General features: G+C 71.4%; 24 protein-coding genes and 3 pseudogenes. 15 read left to right on the forward strand and 12 right to left on the reverse strand.

Features of this window, described 5'->3' with window-relative positions:
• Window positions 1–17 precede the first annotated feature (17 nt).
• Window positions 18–551: pseudogene (locus ACFWN1_RS18020) on the reverse strand (hypothetical protein); the annotation flags it as partial.
• A 53-nt stretch (window positions 552–604) separates the two neighbouring features.
• Between ACFWN1_RS18020 and ACFWN1_RS18025 the strand changes: the two are divergent.
• From ACFWN1_RS18025 to ACFWN1_RS18045, 5 genes are all read left to right on the forward strand, one after another.
• Window positions 605–1,081 (forward strand): IclR family transcriptional regulator C-terminal domain-containing protein, encoded by a 477-nt coding sequence (locus ACFWN1_RS18025; protein ID WP_384362932.1) that lies wholly within the window; start codon window positions 605–607, stop codon window positions 1,079–1,081.
• A 172-nt stretch (window positions 1,082–1,253) separates the two neighbouring features.
• The gene (locus tag ACFWN1_RS18030) at window positions 1,254–1,826 is read left to right on the forward strand and encodes a TetR/AcrR family transcriptional regulator (protein ID WP_384362934.1); all 573 of its coding nucleotides are present in this window, start codon (window positions 1,254–1,256) and stop codon (window positions 1,824–1,826) included.
• Window positions 1,827–1,965: 139 nt separating this feature from the next.
• A complete protein-coding gene (locus ACFWN1_RS18035; protein WP_384362936.1) occupies window positions 1,966–2,820 on the forward strand; it encodes an NAD(P)H-binding protein in 855 nt (284 codons plus the stop codon).
• A gap of 190 nt (window positions 2,821–3,010) precedes the next feature.
• Window positions 3,011–3,805 (forward strand): 2-keto-4-pentenoate hydratase, encoded by a 795-nt coding sequence (locus ACFWN1_RS18040; RefSeq protein ID WP_384362938.1) that lies wholly within the window; start codon window positions 3,011–3,013, stop codon window positions 3,803–3,805.
• Between the two features lie 300 nt (window positions 3,806–4,105).
• Window positions 4,106–4,606 carry a hypothetical protein gene (locus tag ACFWN1_RS18045; protein ID WP_384362940.1) on the forward strand — a complete coding sequence of 167 codons (501 nt, stop codon included), beginning with the start codon at window positions 4,106–4,108 and terminating at the stop codon, window positions 4,604–4,606.
• Here the strand turns inward: ACFWN1_RS18045 and ACFWN1_RS18050 are convergent.
• A complete protein-coding gene (locus tag ACFWN1_RS18050) occupies window positions 4,592–5,887 on the reverse strand; it encodes an MFS transporter (protein ID WP_384362942.1) in 1,296 nt (431 codons plus the stop codon). The genes ACFWN1_RS18045 and ACFWN1_RS18050 overlap by 15 nt on opposite strands.
• Window positions 5,884–6,144 carry a hypothetical protein gene (locus ACFWN1_RS18055; protein WP_384362944.1) on the reverse strand — a complete coding sequence of 87 codons (261 nt, stop codon included), beginning with the start codon at window positions 6,142–6,144 and terminating at the stop codon, window positions 5,884–5,886. The genes ACFWN1_RS18050 and ACFWN1_RS18055 overlap by 4 nt, the downstream gene beginning before the upstream one ends.
• A gap of 663 nt (window positions 6,145–6,807) precedes the next feature.
• Between ACFWN1_RS18055 and ACFWN1_RS18060 the strand changes: the two are divergent.
• Window positions 6,808–6,959, forward strand: a pseudogene (locus ACFWN1_RS18060) (DUF255 domain-containing protein); the annotation flags it as partial.
• Between the two features lie 52 nt (window positions 6,960–7,011).
• On the opposite strand, the gene ACFWN1_RS18065 reads toward ACFWN1_RS18060, so the two are convergent.
• From ACFWN1_RS18065 to ACFWN1_RS18075, 3 genes and pseudogenes are all read right to left on the reverse strand, one after another.
• Window positions 7,012–7,419, reverse strand: coding sequence for a type II toxin-antitoxin system VapC family toxin (locus tag ACFWN1_RS18065; RefSeq protein WP_384362946.1), 408 nt, complete (start codon window positions 7,417–7,419; stop codon window positions 7,012–7,014).
• Window positions 7,416–7,679, reverse strand: coding sequence for a hypothetical protein (locus ACFWN1_RS18070; RefSeq protein ID WP_384362948.1), 264 nt, complete (start codon window positions 7,677–7,679; stop codon window positions 7,416–7,418). The genes ACFWN1_RS18065 and ACFWN1_RS18070 overlap by 4 nt, the downstream gene beginning before the upstream one ends.
• Before the next feature lie 124 nt (window positions 7,680–7,803).
• A pseudogene (locus tag ACFWN1_RS18075) lies at window positions 7,804–7,988 on the reverse strand (Uma2 family endonuclease); the annotation flags it as partial.
• Window positions 7,989–8,166: 178 nt separating this feature from the next.
• Between ACFWN1_RS18075 and ACFWN1_RS18080 the strand changes: the two are divergent.
• Window positions 8,167–10,200: a thioredoxin domain-containing protein gene (locus tag ACFWN1_RS18080; protein WP_384362950.1), complete on the forward strand. Its 2,034-nt coding sequence runs from the start codon at window positions 8,167–8,169 to the stop codon at window positions 10,198–10,200.
• Window positions 10,201–10,308: 108 nt separating this feature from the next.
• A complete protein-coding gene (locus ACFWN1_RS18085; RefSeq protein ID WP_384362952.1) occupies window positions 10,309–11,190 on the forward strand; it encodes a prohibitin family protein in 882 nt (293 codons plus the stop codon).
• 54 nt (window positions 11,191–11,244) lie between these two features.
• Here ACFWN1_RS18085 and ACFWN1_RS18090 read toward each other — a convergent pair whose 3' ends face one another.
• Both ACFWN1_RS18090 and ACFWN1_RS18095 read right to left on the reverse strand, forming a co-directional pair.
• Window positions 11,245–11,976, reverse strand: a complete 732-nt coding sequence (locus ACFWN1_RS18090; protein ID WP_384362954.1) for a Mut7-C RNAse domain-containing protein — start codon at window positions 11,974–11,976, stop codon at window positions 11,245–11,247.
• 42 nt (window positions 11,977–12,018) lie between these two features.
• Window positions 12,019–12,702 (reverse strand): hemolysin III family protein, encoded by a 684-nt coding sequence (locus ACFWN1_RS18095; protein ID WP_384362956.1) that lies wholly within the window; start codon window positions 12,700–12,702, stop codon window positions 12,019–12,021.
• A 365-nt stretch (window positions 12,703–13,067) separates the two neighbouring features.
• On the opposite strand from ACFWN1_RS18095, the gene ACFWN1_RS18100 reads away from it, so the two are divergent.
• The gene (locus tag ACFWN1_RS18100) at window positions 13,068–14,900 is read left to right on the forward strand and encodes a phosphoenolpyruvate carboxykinase (GTP) (protein WP_384362958.1); all 1,833 of its coding nucleotides are present in this window, start codon (window positions 13,068–13,070) and stop codon (window positions 14,898–14,900) included.
• A gap of 6 nt (window positions 14,901–14,906) precedes the next feature.
• On the opposite strand, the gene ACFWN1_RS18105 is transcribed toward ACFWN1_RS18100, so the two are convergent.
• Window positions 14,907–15,329 carry a hypothetical protein gene (locus ACFWN1_RS18105; RefSeq protein ID WP_384362960.1) on the reverse strand — a complete coding sequence of 141 codons (423 nt, stop codon included), beginning with the start codon at window positions 15,327–15,329 and terminating at the stop codon, window positions 14,907–14,909.
• Between the two features lie 116 nt (window positions 15,330–15,445).
• Window positions 15,446–16,657 carry a pyridoxal phosphate-dependent aminotransferase gene (locus ACFWN1_RS18110; protein ID WP_384362962.1) on the reverse strand — a complete coding sequence of 404 codons (1,212 nt, stop codon included), beginning with the start codon at window positions 16,655–16,657 and terminating at the stop codon, window positions 15,446–15,448.
• A 264-nt stretch (window positions 16,658–16,921) separates the two neighbouring features.
• Here ACFWN1_RS18110 and ACFWN1_RS18115 point away from each other — a divergent pair, with 264 nt between their 5' ends.
• Window positions 16,922–17,746: a trypsin-like serine peptidase gene (locus ACFWN1_RS18115; RefSeq protein ID WP_384362964.1), complete on the forward strand. Its 825-nt coding sequence runs from the start codon at window positions 16,922–16,924 to the stop codon at window positions 17,744–17,746.
• 66 nt (window positions 17,747–17,812) lie between these two features.
• Here the strand turns inward: ACFWN1_RS18115 and ACFWN1_RS18120 are convergent, their stop codons facing one another.
• Together ACFWN1_RS18120 and ACFWN1_RS18125 are read right to left on the reverse strand one after the other, a co-directional pair.
• Window positions 17,813–19,423, reverse strand: a complete 1,611-nt coding sequence (locus tag ACFWN1_RS18120; protein ID WP_384362966.1) for an amidohydrolase family protein — start codon at window positions 19,421–19,423, stop codon at window positions 17,813–17,815.
• Between the two features lie 12 nt (window positions 19,424–19,435).
• Window positions 19,436–20,713 (reverse strand): amino acid deaminase, encoded by a 1,278-nt coding sequence (locus tag ACFWN1_RS18125; RefSeq protein WP_384362968.1) that lies wholly within the window; start codon window positions 20,711–20,713, stop codon window positions 19,436–19,438.
• Between the two features lie 135 nt (window positions 20,714–20,848).
• Between ACFWN1_RS18125 and ACFWN1_RS18130 the strand changes: the two genes are divergently transcribed.
• The 5 genes from ACFWN1_RS18130 (at window position 20,849) to ACFWN1_RS18150 (ending at window position 25,311) form a co-directional block, all read left to right on the forward strand.
• A complete protein-coding gene (locus tag ACFWN1_RS18130) occupies window positions 20,849–21,919 on the forward strand; it encodes a sugar kinase (protein WP_384362970.1) in 1,071 nt (356 codons plus the stop codon).
• On the forward strand, window positions 21,916–22,680 hold the full coding sequence (locus ACFWN1_RS18135) for an IclR family transcriptional regulator (RefSeq protein ID WP_384362972.1): 765 nt from the start codon (window positions 21,916–21,918) through the stop codon (window positions 22,678–22,680). The genes ACFWN1_RS18130 and ACFWN1_RS18135 overlap by 4 nt, the downstream gene beginning before the upstream one ends.
• On the forward strand, window positions 22,677–23,087 hold the full coding sequence (locus tag ACFWN1_RS18140; protein ID WP_244337228.1) for a RidA family protein: 411 nt from the start codon (window positions 22,677–22,679) through the stop codon (window positions 23,085–23,087). Before ACFWN1_RS18135 ends, ACFWN1_RS18140 begins: the two co-directional genes overlap by 4 nt.
• Before the next feature lie 126 nt (window positions 23,088–23,213).
• Complete coding sequence (locus ACFWN1_RS18145) at window positions 23,214–24,692, forward strand: GntP family permease (RefSeq protein ID WP_384362975.1); 1,479 nt, start codon at window positions 23,214–23,216, stop codon at window positions 24,690–24,692.
• A gap of 100 nt (window positions 24,693–24,792) precedes the next feature.
• Window positions 24,793–25,311, forward strand: a complete 519-nt coding sequence (locus tag ACFWN1_RS18150; RefSeq protein ID WP_384362977.1) for a hypothetical protein — start codon at window positions 24,793–24,795, stop codon at window positions 25,309–25,311.
• Window positions 25,312–25,351: the final 40 nt, after the last annotated feature.

Genomic DNA, 25,351 nt, shown 5'->3' on the forward strand with positions numbered 1-25,351 from the left:
CACCGGCCGCGCCCCGCTCAGCCCATGGCCGCCACCGGCACCCCCAGCACATCGCGGGCGTGCCGGTCCGGGGTCATGCGCAGCCGCCACGCCTGCCAGCACGCCTCCAGGCTCACCCCGCGTTCCAGCAGCAGGGCGTACGCCGGGGCGCAGTCGCCGAGCCGTTCGTCCCGCGGCGGGTGGACGGCGCGGACCAGGCGGGCCAGCTCCTCCTGAGCGACGGCCGTGCCCACCTCGGTGCCGCCCGGCGCCGCGTACGGCAGCAGGGTGCAGCGCAGGAAGCGCGCCCAGTCCTCACCGCGCGGGTCGCCGTAGGCCGTGAACAGGGTCAGCGCCTCGTCGCACAGGGCCGGCGCCTGCTGGGTGCGCTCGTTGCCCGCGTCCACCACCACAAGCTCCAGGCAGGTCCACGCCTCGCCGTGCGGCACCCCGATCCGCCGGAAGTCGGCGCGAGTGTCGACCAGCAGCCGGCGGGCGAACCCGGAGTCGCGCAGCGAGCCGGTCTGCGCGGCCCGCTGGTCGCGGGTCACCCGCGCCGAATGGTGTCGGCTCCCGCTCGGCCGAGATCGCGCTGCGCGAGCACTCGATGCCCCACCTCGGCGCGGTGGCCACGCAGTACAGGCAACTGGCGCGACTCGGCATGCTGCGCGACCGCGACATCCTGTACCTGGCGAAGGCGGGGGGCCGGGGCGCGCTCAATCCGATGCCGGTCGGCGACCGGCTCGACGCCCATGTGACCGCGCTCGGCGAGGCGATCCTCGCGTTCTCCGAGCCGGAGGCGGTACGGGGGGTCATGGCGGGCCCGCTCACCCGGCACACCCGGACCACGATCACGGACCCCGACGCGTTGGCCACCACGCTGGCCGAGGTGCGTGGCGACCGGGTCGCGACGGACCGGGAGGAGTGCATCGACGGCCTGCGCCGTGTCGCGGTGCCCGTCCTCTCCGGGGCCGAGGTGGTCGCCGCCGTGTCCGTGAGCCATCCGGCGTCGCTGGGTCCGGCCGCGCTTTCGTCGGCCCGCCGCAGACGGCCGCCACCCGGATCTCCCGCTCGCTGCGCAGGGGCGACGCCATGCTCCTGACCGGGACGTGAGGGGCGTCTCCGGGCGGCTCCCGGCGTTGACGGCCCGGCTGTCGATCCCCCGTAGACTTCCAGGAGACGTGTGAGGTGAACGGGCCGGCGGGAGCTGAGATGAGCGCAGAGGCGCGACCGGAGGCGCCCTCGTACGCCGGACAGGGAGTCCCCCGGCCAAGGTGATTCTGGACGCGGCGGAGAACCTGATGGCCGCGCGCGGATACGAGGCCACCTCCGTGTCCGCCCTCTGTCAGGCGTCGGGATTCCCGGTGGGCTCCGTCTACCACCACTTCGGCAGCAAGGCCGGTGTCTTCCGCGCGGTGATGCAGCGCGGCGTGAGCCGTCTCTCGGCGGAAATGGCGACCGTGGTTCCACCAGGAGACACACCGCAAGAACGCATGCGTCTCTATTTCGAACGGGCCCCCGAGCTGATGTTGCGCGATGTGTCCTATCTGCGCATCCTCCACCGCTCTCTTTCCGGCAGCGACAATTCGGCGGGAGCCCTGGGCCGCGACACCCACGAGTTCGTCTCCGCCTCCCTGGCGGAAGTGACCGAGCCGGTCGCGGCCCAGGCAGGAGCCTCGGACCCGGCCGCTCTCGCCAAGTCCCTCGGCCTGTTCTCGTCCACCTACGCCAGTGGTGCGGTCATGATCGCCGGGTACGAGAAGGGGCGCCTCGAAGCGATCATGGCGCCGCTGCACGACATCGCCCGCACGAAGATCGACGCTGAGGCGCGGGTTTCCGCACGCTGATCGGTTCGTTCCGCCTGCCGGAAAATGTTGTTCCGCTGCTTCCTCATGTCTCGCTACATTCGCCCCTGGCAGGCCGGTGCCCTGTTGTGCGGGCGGACTCCTGCCACGTCATGCGGGATGAAATCGAGAGGGAATACGCGTGAGTATCGTCGTCACCGGTGCGACCGGAAATCTGGGCCGACTCGTCATCGAAGAGCTGCTGCTGCGCCGTCCCGCCACCGAGGTGGCGGCGGTCGTCCGCGACGCGGCGCGGGCCGCCGATCTGGGTGCGCGCGGCGTGGAACTGCGGGTCGCCGACTACAACGCCCCGCAGACGCTCAGGGGCGCGTTCCGCCCGGGCGACGTCGTGCTGCTGATCTCCGGCAGCGAGATCGGCCGGCGCGTCCCGCAGCACACTGCCGTGATCGACGCGGCCCGGGCGGCGGGGGTGGCCCGGCTCGTCTACACCAGCATGCTCGGCTGCGCCGACGCGGATTTCACGCTCATGCGAGAACACCATGCGACGGAGCAGGCCGTCATCGCGTCCGGTCTGACGTTCACCCTGCTGCGCAACGCCTTCTACACCGAGGGATACACCGCCCAGATCGCCCAGCAGACGGAGCACGGAGTCGTGGGCGCGGCGGGCGAGGGCCGCATCGGGTCCGCGACCCGCGCCGACCTCGCCGCCGCCGCGGTGGCCGCCGTCACCCAGGACGGCCACGAGAACGCGACGTACGAACTCGCCGGGGACAGCGCGTGGACGTTCGCCGACTACGCCGCCGAACTCTCCCGCCAGACCGGCCGTACCATCACGTACACCGACCTGTCCGGCGACGCCTACGCGCAGGTGCTGACTGGGGCGGGCCTGCCCGCGGAAATGGTCAGGCTCCTCGTGGACGTCGATGTCACGTTCGTCGCCCGCGGGCTCGCCGAGGGAGGCAGCGGTGACCTGTCCCGGCTGATCGGCCGGCCGTCCACCCCGCTCGCCTCGGTGATGGCGGACGCGCTCGCCTGACGGCGGCGCCCCGCCACGGCCCGCATCCGCCGGCCGTGTTCCGCCCACGCCGTTCCGCTCCACGGTACGAGCGCTGCCCATCGGGGTGGAGCGCGGCTATACCTGAGGTCATCGCACCCGCTCCCGTGTCCGCTCGGAGGTACTCGATGTCACTCACCTGGTTTCCGCACCACTCGCGGGGGAGCTGTTCATGACCTCCGCCGTGCGCGAGGCCGCCGACGCGCTGTGGCAGGCGGAGCTGTCGGGCACCCCGTGTCCGCCCGTGCGTCATCTGTTCGGCGACGGCGACACCACTTCGGCCTACGCCGTCCAGCGGGTCAACCTCGATCGGCGGATCACCGAGGGACGGCGGATCCTCGGCCGCAAGATCGGTCTGACCTCGCCCGCCGTGCAGCGGCAACTAGCAGTGGATCAGCCGGACTTCGGCGCTCCGCTCTCCGACATGGCGGTGGCGGACGGCGGGACCGTCGGGCACGGGCGGTTGCTGCAGCCCGAGGTCGAGGCCGAGGTCGCCCTCGTGCTCGGGGCGGACCTGCCCCACCGGGAGCCGACGGTGGCCGACGTGCTGCGAGCGGTCGACTTCGCTCTGCCCGCGCTGGAGATCGTCGACAGCCGCCTCGCGGGCTGGGACATCAGCTTCACCGACACTGTCGCCGACAACGCCTCGTCCGGGCTGTTCGTCCTGGGTGGCCGGCCGGTTCCGCTGTCCGCGCTGGATCTGCGGGGTGTGCGGATGGCGCTGCTGCGCAACGGCGAGAAGGCGTCGGAGGGCACCGGCGCGGACTGCATGGACGGTCCGTTGAACGCCGCGGTGTGGCTGGCCTCGACGCCGGCCCGGCTCGGCGATCCGCTGCGGACCGGGGACATCGTGCTGACCGGTGCGCTCGGACCCATGGCCGTGGCCCACCCGGGAGACTTCTTCGAGGCGAGGATCTCGGGCCTCGGACCGGTCCGGGTCGCCTTCGCCGCCGCGGAGCCGGCCTGACACACCGGCCACCATGTGTGTGGTGCGGCGACTGCCGCGTTTCAACCGCGGAGAGTCCGGGCCCGATCTGCCAGGGATCGCGAGCATCCGCGGTGACGGGGAGGACCCCGCGGACCTGGCAGCAGCCGCCGCCGTGGGGCCATGGGACGCCGTGGTCGACACCAGCGGATTCCACCCCCGGATCGTGGGCCTCTCGGCCCGCGCGCTGAGCGGGCGGGCAGGCACCTACCTGTTCGTGTCGTCTGTCCACGCTTTCGCGGACTGGAGACGCCCGGATGTCTGCTGTGGTGGCTGGAGCGGATGGCGTGCGGCGGGGAGGTGCTCGCCGCCGGACGCGCCGACCGTGCGATCCAGCTCGTGGACGCCCGGGACATCGCCGCGTTCGGGACCCGGCTGCTGGAGACGGGAGGCGGCGGCTACCTCGTCACGGGGCCCGAGGACACCGTGACCATCAAGACCCTCCTCGACCTGTGTGCCCGCGAGACCGGGGCAGGCGCCGAACCCGTCTGGGTGGACGAGGACTTTCTGTTGGAGCAACAGGTCGTCCCCTGGACCGAGTTGCCCTTATGGGCGACGCGGCAGCCAGCCATGGCCGGCGCCTGGGAGTGGCTGCGGGAGCGGGGTCCGGCGGACGCGTCGTACCGGCAGGGCCACATCCCGCTCGGCATCGCCGCGGACAAGGAGCGCGCCCTGCTCCGTGCCTGGCGGGCGGCTGCCCCGTCAGCGGCACAGGTACCGGTCCGCGTGCCCAGGCAGGTGAACCCGTGCTCCCTCGCGATGCCCGGGCTACCGCGCCGGTGACGGCACTCCGCCCGGGCTGCCCTTGGCTCCCTCGTCGGCGAGCCGCCGCAGTGCCCGGTTCGTCAGGGCGTAGGCGATCAGCAGGACGTACAGGCCACCGAACACGGCCAGTGTGGTCCGCAGGCCCAGTTGTTCCGTGAGCCAGCCGTTGAGGAAGATGCCGATCGGTGCGGCCGCGAAGGCCATGGCCATGACGGCGCCCCATATGCGGCCCAACATGTTGGCCGGCGTGACGCGTTCGACGACACCGGTGACGAGCGGGTTGATCGGCCCGCTGGCCAGTCCGATGGCGAAGGTCACCAGGAGCATCGGCCACAGGCCCGCTTCCAGCGCCATCACAAGGCGGGCGACGCAGATCAGCGCGAAGCAGCCCACGAAGGTCGCCCAGCGGTTGCGCAGGAGCCGGCGACTGGCCGGGGCGTAGGCGAAGGAGCCCACCACCGCGCCGATTCCATTGGCGGCGAGCAGCCAGCCGACCAGGTCGGCGTTGTCCAGCACCTCCCGGCTGTAGACGGGCAGCAGTACCGGCGTGAGTGCGTCGTCGAGGAAGTTGGTGCACACGACCACGCTGATGATCGCGGCGAGGATGGGGGTCCGCAGGATGTACCGCGCGCCCTCGCTCACTTCCCGCACGAGTCCGGGCCGCGCACCCTGTTTCTGCTCGCGCTCCTGCTCCTGCTCCGCGTCGGCGGGGCGTGTCCTGGGGACCGCGATGGCGACGAACAGGCCGGACAGCAGGAAGCTCAGGGCGTCGAAGTAGAGGACCGCGGCAGGGCCGGTGATGCCCGTGAGTACGCCGGCCGCCGGTGGACCGACCACGAACGCGACCCGTTGTGCCGAGTGGAACAGCGAGTTGGCCGTCTCCGAACGGACCCCGGTCTGTGCGGTCACGCGGGGCAGCAGGGACAGACGCGCCGCGGTACCCGGCGCGTCGGCCAGCGTCCGCAGGAAGAGCAGTGCCATCAGGACGGGCAGCGCGAGCCCGGCCGTGCTGTGCAGAAGCGGCACCGCGGCCATGAAGACGCCCGCCAGCAGATCGGCCCACACGCTGGTACGCCGCGCCCCGATCCGGTCGGCGATCACTCCGCCCGCGAGCCCTGCGATGATCATCGGCAGTGCCCCGGCGAAGCCCGCCGCCCCTGCCTCGGCGGGGCTGCCGGAGATGTCCAGGACATAGAGCGGGACGGCGACGAGCGTCATCGTGTTCCCGATCCAGGACAGGTAGTTCGCCGCGATCAGAGCGGTCAGCGGCCGCTTGGTGACGGTGTCCGGCGTGGTCACAGGATTCCTTCCGTTCCGCGCACGTGGGTCAGGTCCGCGAGCATCGTGTTCACTTCCGCGAGGCTCATACCGACCGTCGCCGCGCCGCCCCTGTCCGGTCGGCGCACGAGCCGCCCGAAATGTGCGGCTGTGTCGGCGGCCACGGAGCGCACCGCGTCCTCGTCGACGGCCCGGGGGGCGCACTTCCAGGTGAACACCCCCTGCTCGCCGTCGTGTTCGAAGACGACCGCTACCACCTGGTCGCCGTTGGAAGGCATGCTCGTCGAAGGCGCCCTTGAACCGCATCCCCGTACTGATGTTGTGGGTGTGGCGGCCGGGGTCGAGTTGGTCGAGGATCCAGATGCGTTCCTGGTCCAGGCCCAGTGAGGTCAGGGCGCGTTCGGAGGAGGGCCGGCGTACGAGGGCAGGGCCCGGGTTCGGCCGGTCGGCGCGCTCTTTCATCTTCAGCCGCACTGCGGCGCGTTGCTCCGGGGTGAGCTGTGCGAGACGGTCGGCGACCCTGCGGGATACGGGCACGGTCAAGCGCTCCTGTCGCCGGGATTCGGGAGTATTCATCGAGTGGCCATCTTGGTGACGGCTTCCTCGGAGGTCGCGTTCGGTGAAACCGAGACGACTCCAGGGGGCCGGCGCCGAAGGCGGGCGAGGTCGGCAGAGCGTGGTCCGACAGTGCGCCGGCTGTCTGATCGCTGATCAGATGGCCGCGCCGGGCGGTGGTAATCTCCACGTCCTTCGAATCCTGCGGAGCCTGTTGCGCCGGAGAGAAACCAGCTCGGTCCCGATGTCCAGTAGCCCCGCACGAACGAGATCCGCGACACCTACTCGACGTCCTGCTGTCGGACAGGAAGCACGTCCCGGACAGGCGAGTCAGTCTTTCCGTGCCTCATGTGGGGTCGGGCAGGCAGACATGGGGGAGTGGCGGCATGAACCGACTGGCAGACTCTCAGTCGCCCTGTCTCATGCAGCACGCCTCTAATCCCGTGGACTGGTGGCCGTGGGGGGAGAGGCGATTCTAGAGGCCAAGCGGCGCGACGTCCCCGTCCTTCTCTCTGTGGACTATTCGTCGTGCCACTTTGCCAGTTGATCACTGGTGCCAGTGAACTCGCGAACCCAGCAATGGGCGGTGCTCACACTTCTCTGATGAGCACGCGGTCCCCGCACAGCTTCGACCAGTCGTCACGGTCGGAGGTCAGAACGATCACAGGAGCCGGGACGCGGAGCGCGAGCGCGGCAACGAGGGCGTCGATCGCATATTTGTGTCCGTGCAGCCCGCCTGCGTCCCGAAGCAATGTCACTGCGGTCAGGGAGTCCTCCTGGCTGACCGGTTCCACCCGCAGCCGGGAGAGCACCCACCTCAAACGCGCCAGATCAGTCTTCCCCTGTGCCGCTTCGACAATGGTCAGAACCGACACGAGGACGGGCACTCCAGCCTGCCGGGATGCCTCGATGCGAGCCGCCATCCTGCGGTCGTTTCGCAGGAGTAGAGAGAGCGCCTCGGAGTCGAGCACCAGTGAGCGGGCCGGCTGCTCCTTCACGCGGCGCCCCGCTCGGCCTTCTCGTCTCCGAACAGCTCGCGTCGGGCGGCTTCGACCTCCTGCTCAGTGAGCGCGCCGTGCTCCTCTTCATGTGCCGCGACGATCTCGGTGAGCCCGTCCATGGCGAGCTGATGTCTGACAGCTTCGGTGATGTAGCTCGACAGTCCCCGGCGGCCGGTTCGAGAGCGGAGCTCACTGACCAGCTCGGTGGGCATGGATACGGAGATGTTCTCGGTGGTCCCGGCTCGAGTCGGCTTCATGTTCAAAGTGTAGGACAAGCTCTATTACACGGAGAGGGCTTCGAGTTCCCTGGCGCGCTGGTCGACAACCGGAGCTGCGCTCTCCCTGACGAGCTTCCTCGGCCGGGGGCCGGCGTCTGCTGAGGGCGGCGTCCAGGGCGTTGGCCAGGATGCGGGCCAACCGGTTGTGGCGCTTGGAGGCGCCGGGCTCACGACGACCATCCCGTCCACGATCTCGATGCCGGGGCACTGCTCCTCGGACCAGGAGTCGTACTGCTCCGCGCTGATCCGCGTATGCATCCACGCGGGCGCCACCATCTCGGCGGTCATGGTGTACCTCTTTCGAGAGGCCTCGGCAGGTCCGGCGCTGCTGAGCCGAGCCTACTGTTCCGAGGCATCGGGCTGCCCGACCCGGGAGGGAAGCAGCCGCCCATCACGTAATGGCCATGCGGGACGGGCTCGTCCTTGTCTCACCGGTCGTGGCAGACGCTGTGAGAGGCTGGAGCGTATGAACCGGCTAGCCGGCGTGACCTCGCCGTATCTGCTCCAGCACGCGGACAACCCGGTCGACTGGTACCCCTGGGGACCGGAGGCGTTCGAGGAGGCGAAGCGCAGGGACGTGCCGATCCTGCTGAGCGTCGGCTACTCCGCCTGCCACTGGTGTCACGTCATGGCGCACGAGTCCTTCGAGGACCGGGCCACCGCCGACTACCTGAACGAGAACTTCGTCAGTGTGAAGGTCGACCGGGAAGAGCGGCCGGATGTCGACGCGGTGTACATGGAGGCCGTGCAGGCGGCGACCGGGCAGGGCGGGTGGCCCATGACCGTGTTCCTGACGCCCGGCGCCGAGCCCTTCTACTTCGGCACCTACTTCCCGCCCCGCCCGGGGCACGGCATGCCCTCCTTCCGGCAGGTGCTGGAAGGGGTGCACCAGGCGTGGGACGGCCGGCGGGACGAGGTCACCGAGGTGGCCGGGAAGATCACGCGGGACCTCGCCCAGCGGGAGATCGTGCAGCAGGCGGACGGGGTGCCCGGTGAGGAGGAGCTGGCCGGGGCGCTGCTCGGGCTCACCCGGGAGTACGACCCGCAGCGCGGCGGGTTCGGGGGCGCACCGAAGTTCCCGCCGTCCATGGCGCTGGAGTTCCTGCTGCGCCACCACGCCCGCACCGGCTCCGAGGGCGCGCTCCAGATGGCAAGCGACACCTGCGAGCGGATGGCCCGCGGCGGCATCTACGACCAGCTCGGCGGCGGCTTCGCCCGCTACTCCGTGGACCGTGACTGGGTCGTGCCGCACTTCGAGAAGATGCTGTACGACAACGCGCTGCTCTGCCGGGTGTACGCGCATCTCTGGCGGGCCACCGGCTCCGGCCTCGCCCGCCGTGTCGCGCTGGAGACCGCCGACTTCCTCGTGGGTGAACTCCGTACCGAGGAGGGCGGGTTCGCCTCCGCGCTGGACGCCGACAGCGATGACGGGAGCGGCAAGCACGTCGAGGGGGCGTACTACGTCTGGACGCCCGAGCAGCTGCGCGACCTGCTCGGGGACGAGGACGGCGACCTCGCCGCCGAGTACTTCGGTGTGACCGGTGAGGGCACGTTCGAGCACGGCCAGTCCGTGCTCCAACTGCCGCAGGCGGAGCGGGTGTTCGACGCCGCCCGGATCGCCTCCGTCAAGGAGCGGATGCTCGCCGCGCGGTCCCGGCGGCCCGCGCCCGGCCGGGACGACAAGGTCGTCGCCGCCTGGAACGGCCTCGCCGTCGCCGCACTCGCCGAGACCGGCGCCTACTTCGGCCGCCCCGACCTGGTCGAGGCCGCCGTCGCCGCCGCCGACCACCTGGTCCGGGTCCACCTCGACGAGCACGGCCACCTCACCCGCACCAGCCGCGACGGCCGGGCCGGGGCCAACTCCGGGGTGCTGGAGGACTACGCCGACGTCGCCGAGGGTTTCCTCGCCCTCGCCCCCGTCACCGGCGAGGGCGTCTGGCTGGACTTCGCCGGGCTCCTCCTCGACCAGGTGCTGACCCGCTTCACCGACCCGGAGAGCGGCGCGCTGTACGACACCGCCTCCGACGCCGAGCAGCTCATCCGCCGCCCGCAGGACCCCACCGACAACGCGACCCCCTCCGGCTGGTCCGCCGCGACCGCCGCCCTGCTGTCCTACGCCGCGCACACCGGCTCCCATGCCCACCGGACGGCCGCCGAACGCGCCCTCGGTGTGGTCAAGGCGCTCGGGCCGCGGGTGCCCCGGTTCATCGGCTGGGGTCTCGCCGCGGCCGAGGCGCTGCTCGACGGTCCCCGAGAGGTCGCGGTCGTCGGCCCGTCCCTCACCGACGAGCGCACCGCCGCCCTGCACCGCACCGCCCTCCTCACCACCGCCCCCGGCGCGGTCGTCGCGGTGGGCACCCCGGACGGCGACGAGTTCCCCCTCCTCGCCCACCGCCCCCTGGTGAACGGCGACCCGGCCGCCTACGTCTGCCGGAACTTCACCTGCGAGGCCCCGGTGACCGGCCCCGACGCACTCCGTGCCGCGCTGGACGGCAACTGACCGGATCAGGCACCACGCACGGCTACTCCCCGTACACCTGTGCCCGCTACGATGCGCTGCCCGTCACCCTGACGGGGTGGCGCATCCTGTGGGGGGAAGCCTGTGTTCGTGCTGTCCGTACTGCTGCTCGTCGCGGCGGTCGTGCTCTTTCTCGTAGGACGTGGCAGAGCTGAGGCGGGCTGGAAGCTGGGGGCCGCGTTCGCCGCCCTGGGCGGGGTCCTGGCCGGTGTCTTCGCCTGCGTCTATGTGGTCAGCGCCTATGAGGTCGGCGTCCCGGTGTCGTTCGGCCGGGTCGGTACGCCGCTGACCTCCGGCATACACCTGAAGTCGCCGTTCACCGATGTCACCTCCTTCTCCACCCGCCCGGTCGACCTCGACCTGGGCGGCGACGACGTGGTGGAGGTCCGTTCCTCGCAGGGCGGGGTGCTGTACACCGACGTCACCATCAAGTGGGCCGTGGTGCCCGCCAGGGCGGTCGCGCTGTACCGGCTGGCGGGCAGCGAGGACGCGGTCCAGGAGCGGCTGGTGCTGCCGGACAGCCGCGAGATCATCCGCAACGTCTTCGCCAAGCACACCAGCGAGGAGGGGTACGCCTCCGCCCGTGAGCGGATCAGCGCGGAGATCGAGCGCCTGGTGAAGGAGCGGCTGGCGCCGCGCGGGATCGACGTGACCACCGTCAACCTGCGCAACGTACGGCCCTCGAAGCAGTTGCAGGGCCAGATCGACAAGAAGATCCAGCAGGAGCAGGCCACCGAGCGCGCCGTCGAGGCCGCGCGGACGGCCAAGGCGGAGGCGGAGCGCAAGCGGATCGAGGCGGAGGGCACCGCCCGCGCCAACAAGATCCTGGAGCGCTCCCTGAGCGACAAGGTGCTGTACAACCAGTGCCTGGACGCCTACCGCGAGGCCGCCAGGGCCCACCCGGTGTACGCGGTGCCCTGCGGCGGCGGCTCGGGCGGCACCCCGGTCATCGTCGACGGCACCAAGAACTAGCCAAGCTCCAAGAACTAGCCAAGCTCCAAGAACTACCCCAGCTCCAAGAACCAGCTAGCCCAGCTCCGCCCGGAACCGCTCCGCCTCCGCCACGATCACCTCAAGCTGCTCGTGGTGGGCGCCCTTCCAGTAGGCGCGTCCGCAGTCACCGCAGGCGGCGAACACGTCGTAGGTGTCCCGGGTGCCGGCCTCCAGCCGGTCGGCCACCTGGGACTTGGTGGCGGGGTGGAGCGGGCCGTTGCAGGCGGTGCAGCGGGACCAGGGGGTCAGGTCCGGGGCGAAGCGCTCGAGCACGTCCCGCAGTTGCCGCTCGGGCCGGGTGCTGTACACATACGCCCCGGCCCACAGTTCGCGGCGGCGCAGCAGGCCACGGTCGCGGCTGAGCAGGACCCGGCGCTCGGCCGCCGAGCGTGCGGCGAGGGCCGGGTCACCGATGTCGGTGGACTCGTACGCCGTGTCCACGCCGAGCAGGCGCAGCCGGCGGGCCAGGGTGCCGAGGTGCACGTCGAGCAGGAAGCGCAAGGGGGCGCCGGGTACCCGCTGGGGGCGGGGGACCGCGCCGACGTGGACGGACTCGCCGGCGGTGGGGACATGGGCGCGGGGGACTTCGCGGCCGTCCACGGTGAGGGTGCCGGCCTCGGTAAGCGGGATGCCGAGGGACTCCACGACATGGCCCAGGGAGGAGACGCCGTCGGTGCCGAGTCCGGTGGCCCCGGCGCGATACGCGTGCGGCACGAACAGGTGGAGTTCCGGGGCGACTTCGAGCTGGATCACGGGTCCGTTCACCCGGCCAGGATGGCACGGGCGCCGGAGGTGCTCCGCACGGCGTCAGGAGTGCTGGTAGGCGACCAGCGAGATCCCGACGTAGTGCACGATGAACGCGGCGAGGGTGAGGGAGTGGAAGACCTCGTGGAAGCCGAACCAGCGCGGTGAGGGGTTGGGCTTCTTGATGCCGTAGACCACGCCCCCGGCGCTGTACAGCAGCCCGCCGACGATCACCAGGACCAGGACGGCGATGCCGCCGGTGCGCATGAAGTCGGGCAGGAAGAAGACGGCGGCCCAGCCCATGGCGATGTAGCACGGGGTGTACAGCCAGCGGGGCGCGCCGACCCAGAAGACGCGGAAGGCGATGCCCGCCAGCGCGGCCGCCCAGATGCCCCACAGCAGCCCCTGACCCGTGGTGCCCGGCAGGAGCAGCAGGGTGAGCGGGGTGTAGGTGCCCGCGATGATCAGGAAGATGTTGGAGTGGTCCAGGCGGCGCAGGACGCGGTCGGCGCGGGGGCTCCAGTTGCCCCGGTGGTACAGCGCGCTGACGCCGAAGAGCAGGCATGCCGTCAGGGCGTAGATCCCGCAGGCGACGCGGCCCCGGGTGGAGTCGGCCAGAGCGGTCAGCGCCAGGCCCGCGACGAGTGCGGCCGGGAACATGCCCAGGTGCAGCCAGCCACGGAGCCGGGGCTTGACGGGTTCCGGCACGGAGAGCGCGGCGGAGACGGACGCAGTCATGAAACGCATCGTACCTACGGAACCGTAAGTCACGGATCAGTCCCCCTGTGTCGAGGGCCCGGCCGTCCCGATCGGCCGTCTCCTGCCCGTCACAGGTTTCCGCGCGCAAAGAATTCGCCATAGGTGCGCCATGTGGGCTTAAAAGAGGTGCGCGTGTCAGCGGGACGGACGCGAAACGCGCCGGTTGGGGGGTACTCGCTCACCTGTGACGCCCTCTGGACATATGCGCACTCGCATCGGATGATCAAATGAGTGCGGTCGGTACCGGATGAGCGTCGCCCCCTACCGGGGTCGCCGCCTGGCATCCGGGCCGCAGCCCCCAAGGGGCCGAGAAAATCCCTCACCAGGGCCATAACCCTCACTTAGGAGCGATCGTGGCGCGCGACAACGCGGCTCCCACCGTCATCCCGACCACCCATCAGGAACTGATCTCGTGGGTCGACGAGATCGCCGAACTGACCCAGCCGGACGACGTGGTCTGGTGTGACGGCTCCGAGGCCGAGTACGAGCGCCTGTGCGAGGAGCTCGTCGCCAAGGGCACCTTCACCCGCCTCGACCCCGTCAAGCGTCCTCACTCGTACCACGCGGCCTCCGACCCGACCGATGTCGCGCGGGTCGAGGACCGGACCTTCATCTGCTCGCGCGAGGAAGCCGACGCGGGCCCGACCAACCACTGGAAGGACCCCGCCGAGATGCGGGAGATCTTCCAGGGGGCGGGCGGCGAGGGCGGCCTGTTCCGGGGCTCCATGCGCGGCCGCACGATGTACGTCGTGCCCTTCTGCATGGGCCCGCTGGGCTCCCCGCTCTCCGCGCTCGGCGTGGAGATCACCGACTCCGCCTACGTCGCCGCCTCGATGCGCACCATGACCCGCATGGGCAGCGCGGTGCTGGAGGAGCTGGGGTCGGACGGCGAGTTCGTCAAGGCCGTGCACACCCTGGGCGCCCCGCTGGCGGCGGGCGAGCAGGACGTGCCGTGGCCCTGCAACTCCACCAAGTACATCTCCCACTTCCCCGAGAGCCGCGAGATCTGGTCCTACGGCTCCGGCTACGGCGGCAACGCCCTGCTCGGCAAGAAGTGCTACGCCCTGCGCATCGCCTCCGTCATGGCCCGCGACGAGGGCTGGCTGGCCGAGCACATGCTCATCCTCAAGCTGACCCCCCCGCACGGGAAGTCCAGGTACGTCGCCGCCGCGTTCCCCAGCGCCTGCGGCAAGACCAACCTCGCCATGCTGGAGCCGACCGTCTCCGGCTGGAGCGTGGAGACCATCGGCGACGACATCGCCTGGATGCGCTTCGGCGAGGACGGCCAGCTGTACGCGATCAACCCCGAGGCCGGGTTCTTCGGCGTCGCGCCCGGCACCGGTGAGCACACCAACGCCAACGCGATGAAGACCCTGTGGGGCAACGCCGTCTTCACCAACGTCGCCCTCACGGACGACGGCGACGTGTGGTGGGAGGGCATGACCGAGGAGCGGCCGGCCCATCTGACCGACTGGAAGGGCAACGACTGGACGCCCGCGTCGGACACGCCGGCCGCCCACCCCAACGCCCGCTTCACGGTCCCCGCCGACCAGTGCCCGATCATCGCGCCCGAGTGGGAGGACCCGCGCGGGGTGCCGATCTCCGCGATCCTCTTCGGCGGCCGCCGGGCCAGCGCGGTCCCGCTGGTGACCGAGTCCTTCGACTGGAACCACGGCGTGTTCCTCGGCGCCAACGTGGCGAGCGAGAAGACCGCCGCCGCCGAGGGCAGGGTCGGCGAGCTGCGCCGCGACCCCTTCGCCATGCTGCCGTTCTGCGGCTACAACATGGGCGACTACATGGCCCACTGGATCGACGTCGCCAAGGACAAGGACCCGGAGAAGCTGCCCCGGATCTACTACGTCAACTGGTTCCGCAAGGACGGCGAGGGCAGGTTCGTCTGGCCGGGCTTCGGTGAGAACAGCCGCGTCCTGAAGTGGATCGTGGACCGCCTGGACGGCCGCGCCGACGGCGTCGAGACCCCGATCGGCGTGCTGCCGGCCAAGGGCTCCCTGGACACCGAGGGCCTGGACCTGAGCGAGGCCGAGCTGGACTTCCTGCTCACCGTCGACAAGGAGGTGTGGCGCGAGGAGGCGTCCCTGGTGCCCGAGCACCTGGACACCTTCGGTGATCACACGCCCGAGGAGCTTTGGGACCAGTACCGGGCGCTGGTCGAGCGCCTCGGCTGACCTGGATCAGCGGGCCGCGCTGAGTTCCCTCGGTGCGGCCGGCGCGGCCAGGGCGCGTGTGTGCGCGTCCATCCGCTCGGCGGCCAGGATCGCGGCGACAGTGTCAGCGCGGGAGGCGGCGACGACCAGGGCACGGCTCGCGAGGGTGTGCGCCCGGCGGTGCAGCGGCGCCGGATCGGCCGCCTCGCCCGGAACCGCCCGTACCGGAGGCCGGCCGCCACGCAGCCTGGCCACCTCGGCGGACAGCCGCTCGGCGGCCGTGTCCAGCTCGGGGTCGGCCGCCGCGCCGCGCAGCTCGTCCGTGACCGCGAGCAGGGCCGCGAGGTGCCCGGCGAGCTGGATGTCCAGCTCCTCTTCGCGGGAGCGGTGCGGGAAGTCCGGGGCCGCCGGGGTGCTGTGGACCGACTTCGTGCGGATCGCCTCGTACATGGAACGGCCTCCTCTGCGCTGACAGGAAACCATCCTAGCTTGGATTCAGTCTAAAGTTGATTCGAGTCACGGACGGCGGCCCGGTGGCTACCGCGTGATCAATACACCTAGTGCGCCTACGGCTGGCCGTAACCGTCCAGGAACGTGCCGATCCGGGTCACCGCGTCCGTCAGATCGGCCACGTTGGGCAGGGTGACGATCCGGAAGTGGTCGGGCTCGGGCCAGTTGAAGCCGGTGCCCTGGACCACCATGATCTTCTCCTCGCGCAGCAGGTCCAGGACCAGTTGCCGGTCGTCCTTGACCTTGAAGACCTTCGGGTCGAGGCGCGGGAAGAGGTACAGCGCGCCCTTGGGGCGTACGCAGCTCACGCCGGGGATCTGCGTGAGCAGCTCGTACGCCGTGTCCAGCTGCTCCTTCAGCCGGCCGCCCGGGAGCACCAGGTCGTTGATCGTCTGGCGGCCGCTGAGCGCCGCGACCACGCCGTGCTGGCCCGGCATGTTGGCGCACAGCCGCATGTTGGCCAGGATCGTCAGGCCCTCCAGGTAGGAGTCGGCGTGCGCGCGCGGGCCGGAGACGGCCATCCAGCCGACCCGGTACCCGGCCACCCGGTACGCCTTCGACATGCCGTTGAAGGTGAGGGTGAGCAGATCGGGGGCGACCTTGGCGGTGGGGGTGTGGACGGCGCCGTCGTAGAGGATCTTGTCGTAGATCTCGTCGGAGCAGACCAGCAGGTTGTGGCGGCGGGCGAGGTCGGTCAGGCCCGTGAGCATCGCCTCGTCGTAGACCGCGCCCGTGGGGTTGTTCGGGTTGATGATCACCAGGGCCTTGGTGCGGTCGGTGATCTTGCGCTCGATGTCGGCGAGGTCGGGCATCCAGTCGGACTGCTCGTCGCACCGGTAGTGCACGGCGGTGCCGCCGGACAGTGAGACGGCCGCCGTCCACAGGGGGTAGTCCGGGGCGGGCACGAGGACCTCGTCGCCGTCGTCGAGCAGGGCCTGCATGGCCATCACGATCAGCTCGGAGACGCCGTTGCCGATGAAGACGTGCTCCACGTCGGTCTCGATGCCGAGGGTCTGGTTGTGCATGACCACGGCGCGGCGGGCGGCCAGCAGGCCCTTGGCGTCGCCGTAGCCGTGGGCGGTGGAGACGTTGCGGAGGATGTCCTCCAGGATCTCCGGGGGGCACTCGAAGCCGAAGGCGGCCGGGTTGCCGGTGTTCAGCTTCAGGATGCGGTGACCCGCGGCCTCCAGTCGCATCGCCTCCTCGAGCACCGGGCCCCGGATCTCGTAACAGACGTTGGCGAGCTTGGTCGACTGGATCACCTGCATGCCCGCGAGCTTACGGGCCGTCCGTGCCCGGTGGACGGTGTTTTCCGCCACGTGTTCCGCGCCGGACCGGACGGGCGGGACGGGCGGATTCGCGGCGGATCGGCAGCGGGATCGTCCGAGCACTCAACTCCGCCTCCGTGCGCATGCGTTGACGCTCTGCCGGGAAGGGGCCCGTCGGGTCGGCACTCCGGCTTCCGCACTCTTGTTCTCCCCCGCCCCTCCAGTGACAATGTGCATGTCAATTCACGAAGAGGGGACCCCCACATGAACAAGCCTCTCCTGGCCGCACTCTCCGCCCTGGCGCTCGCCGGGTTCGGCGCGACCCCCGCCGCGGCCGCGCCGCAGGCCAAGGCGGTGACCGTCGACTTCGCCGGGACCGTGTCGCTCAGCAACTGTTCCGGCTCGGTCGTCCGGCTGCCCAGCTCGGCGGACAGTGACCCCGCGCTGGTGCTGAGCAACGGGCACTGCCTGGAGACGGGCTTCCCGCAGCCCGGCCAGGTCATCACCGGCCAGTCCTCCAGCCGCACCTTCGGCCTGCTGAACTCGGCCGGCACCAAGGTCGCCACGCTCCGGGCCAACCAGGTCGTCTACTCGACCATGACCGACACCGACGTCACCCTGTACCGGCTGACCACCAGCTACGCGGCGATCAGGAGTTCGTACGGCATCAACGCGCTGCCGCTGAGCGACACCCACCCGGTGGCCGGCAGCGGCATCAAGGTCGTCTCCGGGTACTGGAAGCGGATCTACGCCTGCAACGCGGACGCGTTCGTGTACCGGCTGAAGGAGGGCGGCTGGACCTGGAAGGACTCGCTGCGCTACACCGCCGCCTGCAACACCATCGGGGGTACCTCGGGCTCCCCGGTGATCGACACCGCCACCGGCAAGGTCGTCGCCGTCAACAACACGGGCAACGAGGACGGCCAGTCCTGCACCGAGAACAACCCCTGCGAGGTCGACCAGAACGGCAAGGTCACCGTCCGCCAGGGCATCAACTACGCCGAGCAGACCTACCAGATACCGGCCTGCTTCACGACCGGCAACAAGCTCAACCTCAGCGCGGCCGGCTGCACCCTGCCCAAGCCCTGACAGCCCTGACAGCCCTGACAGCCCTGACAGCCCTGACAGCCCTGACCGCACCGACAGCCCCGACCGTCACGCCGGGGTACGGCGCACCGACCGGCCCGCCAGCACGTCGGTGCGCCGCCCGTCCTCGATGACGAACCGTCCGTCGATCAGCACGTGCGGAATCCCGGCCGGCAGCGTCCTCGGCTCCGCGAAGGTGGAGCCGGCGGCGACGGTGGCCGGATCGAACAGCACCAGGTCGGCGCGGTACCCCTCGCGCACCAGCCCCCGGTCCGGCAGCCGTAGCCGGGCCGCGGGCCGCGAGGTCAGCCGGGCCACGCACTCCTCCAGCGAGAGCACGCCCAACTCCCTCACGTAGGTGCCGAGGTAGCGCGGGAAGGTGCCGTACGCGCGCGGGTGGGGCTTGGTGCCCTGGAGGATGCCGTCCGAGCCGCCGGTGTGCGCGCGGTGCCGCATGATCGCGCGGACGTTCTCCTCGTGGCCGACGTGCTGGAGGATCGTGGTGCCGAGCCGGTCCTCGGTCAGCAGATGCCGGACGGTCTCCCACGGCTCCTCGCCGCGCAGTGCGGCCGCCTCCTTCACCGTGCGCCCCACGTACGCGGCCAGCGCCGCGTTCGTCACGCCGGAGATCTCGATCGTCTCCCACTCCGCCGGCACGCCGTGACAGCCGTCCGACCCGGTGACCTCCAGGTCGTACCGGACGCGCTCGGCGGCCGCCGGGTCGGTGAGCCGGGCCAGGATCTCCGCCGGGCCGCCCTCGCTCGCCCAACTGGGCAGCAGCGCGGCGAGGGTGGTGGAGCCCGGGGTGTAGGGATACGTGTCCAGGGTGAGGTCGGCGCCCGCGTCCAGGGCCGCGTCCAGCAGGGCGAGCAGCTCGGGGGCGCGTCCCTCGTTGACGCCGAAGTTCATCGTGGCGTGCGCCAGGTGCAGCGGGCAGCCCGCCTCGCGGGTGAGGGCGACCATCTCGGCGTACGCCTCCAGGGCGCCCGCGCCGTAGGAGCGGTGGTGGGGGCAGTAGTAGCCGCCGTAGGAGGCCACCACGCGGCACAGCTCGGTCAGTTCGGCGTCGTTCGCGTACATGCCGGGGGTGTAGGTGAGGCCGGAGGAGAGGCCTACCGCGCCCTGCTCCAGGCCCTCCGCGACCAGGCGCCGCATCCGGTCCAGCTCGGCCGCCGTCGCCGGGCGGTCCTCCCAGCCGACGACCAGCGCGCGGACGGTGCCCTGCGGGATCAGATAGGCCGCGTTGACCGCGATGCCCCGGTCCAGCCGGTCCAGGTACTCGCCGACCGAGCGCCAGTCCATGTCGAGGTCGTCGCCGTAGCCGTTCCAGCCGGTGATGGCCCGGCGGACCTCCTCCAGCGTGCGGTCGTCGACGGGGGCGTACGACAGGCCGTCCTGGCCCAGGACTTCGAGGGTGACGCCCTGGGCGGCCTTGGCGCTGTGGTCGGGGTCGCGCAGCAGGGCCAGGTCGGAGTGGGCGTGCATGTCGATGAAGCCGGGGGAGAGGACCAGGCCCGCCGCGTCCAGCTCGCGCCGGGCGCGCGGGCGCTGACAGCCCGCCGCCGCGGCCTCCTTGACGAGTGACACGATCCTGCCGCCGTCGACCACCACATCGGCGCGGTAGGCGGGCGCCCCGCTGCCGTCGACCACGTCGGCGTCCCGGATCACGAGTTCATCCACGGTCCTGACCTCCTAGAAGAACGTGCGGATGTATTCCACGACCGTGCCGTCCGCCTCGGCCACCGGGATGAGCTGCCACTTGTCGAAGCTGGTGCACGGGTGGGACAGGCCGAAGCCGATCCAGTCGCCCACCAGGACATCGGCCTCGGGCGTGGTGGCCAGCCACATGTGCTGGTCCGACAGGGCGGACACCGTGACGCCGGTGGCGGGGCGCTCGGCGCCGTCCCGGCGTACGGCCTGCGCCTCGGGCCTGTCCAGGTCGTAGGCGGCGTCCCGCTTGCCCGCGTTGACGAACGCCTGGCCGGGCTCGGGGCGGGAGACCACCTGGGCCCACAGCCGGAACGCGGGCTCCAGCGCGCCCTCCTGGGGCACCCGGTTGAAGGGGGTGATGCGGCGGTAGTGGCCGTCGTCGTGGGAGATGTAGGCACCCGAGCGGAGCAGCTTCAGCACCGGGCGGGACAGCTCCGGGACCTCGGCGAACACCTCGGCCACCGCGTCGAACCAGGCGCTGCCGCCCGCGCTCACCACGATCTCGTCCGCCTTGCCGAAGCGGCCCTCGGCGTCCAGGGCGGCGGCGAGCGCGGTGAGCCGGCGCAGATAGGCCGCGACCCGCTCCGGGTCGGCACCCGGCACCTCGCCCTCGTAGCCCGCCACGCCGACCAGGCGCAGGGTGTCGGTGGCGGCCACGGCATCGGCCACCGCCGCGCACTCCGCCTCGGTCCGGGCACCGGTACGGGCGCCCTGGCCGGCCCCCAGCTCCACCACCACGTCCAGCGGGCGGGGGGCGCCCGCGAGGGCCGCGTCCATCAGCTCGACCCCGCGCACGGAGTCGACGTAGGTGACGAGGCGGAAGTCCGGGTCGGCGGCCAGCTCGGCGGCGACACGGCGCAGGGCTGCCGCGTCCACCAGCTCGTTGGCCAGGAAGATCCGCTGGACGCCGAACTCCCGCGCCACCCAGACCTGGTGGGGTGCCGCGACCGTGATGCCCCAGGCGCCGTGCTCGATCTGCCGGGCGAAGAGCTGCGGCGCCATGGAGGTCTTGCCGTGCGGGGCGAAGGCGAGGCCGTGCCGGGCGGCGTAGGTCTCCATCAGCGCGAGGTTGTGCGCCAGGCGCTCGGCGGACAGCGCGAGGACGGGGGTGGCGAAGCCCCCGGTGAACAGGTTGCGGCGCTCGGCGGCCAGCTCGCCCACCGTCAGCCCGGCGGCATCCGGCGGGAGGCCCTTGAAACGGTGGTCGACCCGTTCCCCGGCGAGCTGGGCCAGGGCTTCGGAGCCGGTCTCACGAGCCATGCGAGCCTCCTGGTGAGCAGCGTTGCATATTGTGCAACGTCCATTGCGTATGTCGCTCAGAGCTGTCTAACATCTCGGCCAACACGGGGTCAACGAAGTCGTACCCCTGAGCACCGACGAGGAGCCGAGACCATCGTGACCGCCGACGGACTGTCCAGCGCCGCCCCCGACGCCGTGGATGTCGTGGATGTCGTCGCCCTGGGCGAGTCCATGGTCACCTTCCTCCCCGACCGCCCCGGCCGCCTCGCCGACGTGCCGGTCTTCCGGCGGGGCATCGGCGGCGCGGAGTCCAACGTGGTCTGCGCGCTCGCCGCCGCCGGGCACTCCGCCCGCTGGGTCGGCCGGGTCGGCGCGGACGGCTTCGGGCAGCACCTGGTGGAGCGGATCGGCTCCTACGGCGTCGACACCGGCGCGGTCCGCGTGGACCCCGCCCGGCCCACCGGGATCTACTTCCGTACCGCCGCCGACCGGGCCACCGACGCCCACGAAGTCGCCTACTACCGCGCCGGATCGGCCGCCTCCGCGATGGCCGCCGGCAACACCGACCTCGCCGCGCTGGACGCGGGACGCGTGCTGCACCTGTCCGGGATCACCGCCGCGCTGTCGCCGGGGTGCCGGGAACTGCTGCACACCCTGACCGCGCCGCGCGAGGGGCGCCCGGTGGTGTCCTTCGACGTCAACCACCGCCCCGGCCTGTGGCGGGAGGAGGGCGACGACGCCCTGGTGCTGCTGGACCTGGCCCGGCGGGCCGACATCGTGTTCGTCGGCACGGACGAGGCCGAGGACGCCTGGGGCACGCGGGGCGGTGTCGAGGAGGTCCGGCGGCTGCTGCCCGAACCCCGGGTGCTTGTCGTCAAGGAGGGCCCGCTCGGCGCGACGGTGTTCGAGCGCACGGACAGCGGTGAGTCCAGCGTGCGCGTGCCCGCTCTCACCGTCGACGTGGTGGCCACCGTCGGCGCGGGGGACGCCTTCGCCGCCGGCTTCCTCTCCGCCACCCTGCGCGGACTGCCCGTACGCGACCGGCTGCGGCACGGCCACCTGATGGCCGCCGCCGCGCTCACCGTCCCCGGCGACCTCGCCGTCCCGCCCGCCCGCGACCACGCCGACCGGCTGGCCGCCCTGGACGACGACGCGTGGGGGAGACTGCGACTCGGCCCCGGCTGGACCGGAGCCGGCCGGTTCACCGAAGAGACGAGCACCCCATGAGCCAGACCGTCGACCGCGCCCTGAGCATCCTCCCGCTGCTCGCGGAGGGCCCCGCCGACCTCGGCCAGGTCGCCGAGCGGCTCGCGGTGCACAAGTCCACCGCGCTGCGCCTGCTGCGTACCCTGCACGAACACGGCCTGGTCTACCGCCAGTCCGACCAGCACTACCGGCTCGGCGCCCGGCTCTTCGCCCTCGCCCAGGAGGCGATGGAGAACCTCGACGTCCGCGAGATCGCCCACCCGCACCTCGTCCGGCTCAACGAGGAGTGCGGGCACACCGTGCACCTCGCCGTGCACGAGGAGGGCGAGGTGCTCTACATCGACAAGGTGGACAGCCGCTACCCGGTACGCATGTACTCGCGCGTCGGCAAGCCGGTCGCCATCACCGTCGCCGCCGTCGCCAAGCTGCTGCTCGCCGATCTGCCCGAGAGTGAGCGGCGGGCGCTGGCCGAGCAGCTCGAATACCCCCTGTACACGGCCCGTTCCACCCCCAACGCAGGTGCTTTCCTGCGCGAGTTGGAGAAGGTGCGCGAACAGGGCTGGGCCACCGACCTCGGTGGCCACGAGGAGTCCATCAACTGTGTCGCGGCCCCCGTCCGGGGCGCCGACGGCCGGGTGGTGGCCGCGATGTCGGTCTCCGCGCCGAACGTGGTCGTCACCGCCGACGAACTCCTCGGCCTGCTCCCGCGGGTGCGCCGCACGGCGGACGCGATCAGCGGCGAGTACTCCGGAAGAACCCCAGTGAAGGACCGCACCGCATGACCGACAAGACCGCCCTCACCCCGAAGACCCACACGGTGCCGCCCGCGAAGTTCTCGCACGGCGTCAAGAAGGGCAACATCCTCCAGGTCGCCGGCCAGGTCGGCTTCCTGCCCGCCGAGGAGGGCAAGGCCCCCACCCCCGCCGGTCCCACCCTGCGCGAGCAGACCCTCCAGACCCTCGCCAACGTCAAGGCCATCCTCGAAGAGGGCGGCGCGAGCTGGGACGACGTGATGATGATCCGCGTCTACCTCACCGACGTGGACCACTTCGCCGAGATGAACGACATCTACAACACCTACTTCGGCGAGCAGGGCCTCACCCAGCCCCCGGCCGCCCGCACCACGGTCTACGTCGGGCTGCCCGCCGGGCTCCTCATCGAGATCGACGCGCTCGCCGTCCTCGGCTGAGCCGCACCAGGACCGCGCCACCCGTACGACGCACCCGGCACGGCATCCCCTCGGGTGCCGTGCCGCGCTCCACCCTGCCCGAAAGCCCCATGCATTTACCTCACTCACGCAGAGGACCGCCCTCTCATGTCCCTTCCGCTCGCCGCCGCACCCGCGCCCGCCGCGCCACCCCACACCGGTGGACTGCTCCTCCTGCTGGACGGCACCCCCGGCCTGCTCACCGTCGCCGGTATCGGCATCGCCCTGCTGCTCTTCCTGATCATCAAGGTCCGGCTCCAGCCGTTCGTCGCGCTGCTCGCGGTGTCCATAACCGTCGGCCTGCTCGCCGGTCTCTCGGTCACCGAACTCTTCGGCACCGTCCAGCGCTCCGACGCCGTCTCCACCATCGAGTCCGGCATGGGCGGCATCCTCGGCCACGTCGCCATCATCATCGGCCTCGGTACCATGCTCGGCGCGATCCTGGAGGTCAGCGGCGGCGCCGAGGTCCTCGCGGGGCGTCTGCTGCGGCTGTTCGGTGAGAAGCGGGCACCGCTGGCGATGGGCCTGACCGGCCTCATCTTCGGCATCCCGGTCTTCTTCGACGTCGGCATCTTCGTCCTCGCGCCGCTGGTCTACGCGGCCGCGAAGCGGGGCGGCAAGTCGATCCTGCTGTACTGCCTGCCGCTGCTCGCGGGCCTGTCCATGACGCACGCCTTCCTGCCCCCGCACCCCGGCCCGGTGGCCGCGGCCGGACTGCTGCACGTCCAGCTCGGCTGGGTCGTCCTCATGGGCGTCATCTGCGGAATCCCGGCGGTGCTGGCCGCGTGGGTGTTCGCCGCGTGGGTCGGCAAGCGCATCTTCGTCCCCGTCCCGCAGGACATGGTCGAGGCGGCGGAGGAGGCCCGGGAGGCGGTCCTCGCCGAGCAGCGCGCCTCGGGCGTGGAGCCCGCCGAGAAGCCGGTCCCGCTGGGCACGGTCCTCGCCATCATCGGTACGCCGCTGATCCTGATCCTGGCCGCCACCTTCTCCTCGGTCGCGCTGGACCCGTCCACCACGCGCTCGGTCATCGGGTTCTTCGGGCACCCCTTCGTCGCCCTCACCATCGCCCTGATGCTCGCCTACTACCTGCTCGGCATCCGGCGCGGCTGGTCCCGCAAGTCCCTGGAGAACGTCTCCACGGCCTCCCTGAAGCCGGTCGGCAACATCCTGCTGGTGGTCGGCGCGGGCGGGGTCTTCGGCGCCGTCCTCAAGGCCAGCGGGGTCGCCCAGGCCCTGTCGGACACCTTCCACGGCGTCGGGCTGCCGGTGATCGTGCTGGCGTACCTGATCTCGCTGGTGCTGCGGGTCGCCCAGGGCTCTGCCACGGTCGCCATCGTGACCACGGCGGGCATCGTCGCCCCGCTGCTCGCCGAGGGCGATCACTCCCAGGCGTTCATCGCCCTCGTCATCATGGCCATCTCGGCCGGCTCCATCTTCGCCTCGCACGTCAACGACGGCGGCTTCTGGATGGTCGCCAAGTACTTCGGCATCTCGGAGCGGGACACGCTGAGGACGTGGACGGTCCTCGAATCCGTCCTCTCCGTCGCCGGGTTCGCGGTCGCGGCGGTGGTCAGCCTGTTCGTCTGACGGACAGCCGGGGGGACGTACCGGTGGGATACCGGCGGTATACCGGCGGGAATGGTGCGCCGGGTGGTTCCGGGACAGGTAAGTCGTCCATACTGCCGCCGTGGAGCAGCGCATAGGATCGAGCAGCCAGCCCCTGAAGGGCGAGCCCGTCACGGGTGCCGGGTTCGACCCGGCTTTCATCCCCGGTCTGACGGGCTCCGCCGCCCAGGGGGAAGCGGAGGACGCCAAGCCGGCGGCCGAGGCGGCCGAGCCGGCCGAGGCGGAGGGGAGTCCGGTACCCGAGGAATCCGTTCCGGAGGCCGTCGACTCCGCGGAGTCCGCGGACGAGCCCGCCGGGGAGGGCCCCGTCTTCGAGGCCGCCGACCGCCGGGCGCGGATAGTGGCGGACCACAAGGGGGTCCGGCTCGGCCTGGACGCGGAGGAGTGCGAGTTCACCTGGCCGGAGATCGCCGCCGTGGAGACGGAGACGGCGCGGTTCGGCAAGCGCTTCACCGTCACGGTGCACACCCCGGACCGCCGCTGGTACCCCATCGAGATCGAGGCCGCCTCCCGCGCGCAGTTCGCGGAGTGGGAGGCCGGGATGGACGCGGTACTGGACGCCTACTTCGAGTCCGAGTGAGGAACGGCGGTGCCCCGGCCTCCCCCTGAGGGAAGCCGGG

The sequence above is a fragment of the Streptomyces sp. NPDC058459 genome (assembly GCF_042721685.1).
GTDB lineage: Bacteria > Actinomycetota > Actinomycetes > Streptomycetales > Streptomycetaceae > Streptomyces.

Excerpts from the sequence above, each read along its gene's own strand:
- ACFWN1_RS18040 (WP_384362938.1), top strand. The coding sequence starts at position 3,011 with ATGACCTCCGCCGTGCGCGAGGCCGCCGACGCGCTGTGGCAGGCGGAG.
- ACFWN1_RS18095 (WP_384362956.1), bottom strand. The coding sequence starts at position 12,702 with ATGCGTTTCATGACTGCGTCCGTCTCCGCCGCGCTCTCCGTGCCGGAA.
- ACFWN1_RS18070 (WP_384362948.1), bottom strand. The coding sequence starts at position 7,679 with ATGAAGCCGACTCGAGCCGGGACCACCGAGAACATCTCCGTATCCATG.
- ACFWN1_RS18125 (WP_384362968.1), bottom strand. The coding sequence starts at position 20,713 with ATGGCTCGTGAGACCGGCTCCGAAGCCCTGGCCCAGCTCGCCGGGGAA.
- ACFWN1_RS18140 (WP_244337228.1), top strand. The coding sequence starts at position 22,677 with ATGACCGACAAGACCGCCCTCACCCCGAAGACCCACACGGTGCCGCCC.
- ACFWN1_RS18105 (WP_384362960.1), bottom strand. The coding sequence starts at position 15,329 with ATGTACGAGGCGATCCGCACGAAGTCGGTCCACAGCACCCCGGCGGCC.
- ACFWN1_RS18135 (WP_384362972.1), top strand. The coding sequence starts at position 21,916 with ATGAGCCAGACCGTCGACCGCGCCCTGAGCATCCTCCCGCTGCTCGCG.
- ACFWN1_RS18115 (WP_384362964.1), top strand. The coding sequence starts at position 16,922 with ATGAACAAGCCTCTCCTGGCCGCACTCTCCGCCCTGGCGCTCGCCGGG.
- ACFWN1_RS18080 (WP_384362950.1), top strand. The coding sequence starts at position 8,167 with ATGAACCGGCTAGCCGGCGTGACCTCGCCGTATCTGCTCCAGCACGCG.
- ACFWN1_RS18110 (WP_384362962.1), bottom strand. The coding sequence starts at position 16,657 with ATGCAGGTGATCCAGTCGACCAAGCTCGCCAACGTCTGTTACGAGATC.
- ACFWN1_RS18145 (WP_384362975.1), top strand. The coding sequence starts at position 23,214 with ATGTCCCTTCCGCTCGCCGCCGCACCCGCGCCCGCCGCGCCACCCCAC.
- ACFWN1_RS18045 (WP_384362940.1), top strand. The coding sequence starts at position 4,106 with ATGGCGTGCGGCGGGGAGGTGCTCGCCGCCGGACGCGCCGACCGTGCG.
- ACFWN1_RS18055 (WP_384362944.1), bottom strand. The coding sequence starts at position 6,144 with ATGCCTTCCAACGGCGACCAGGTGGTAGCGGTCGTCTTCGAACACGAC.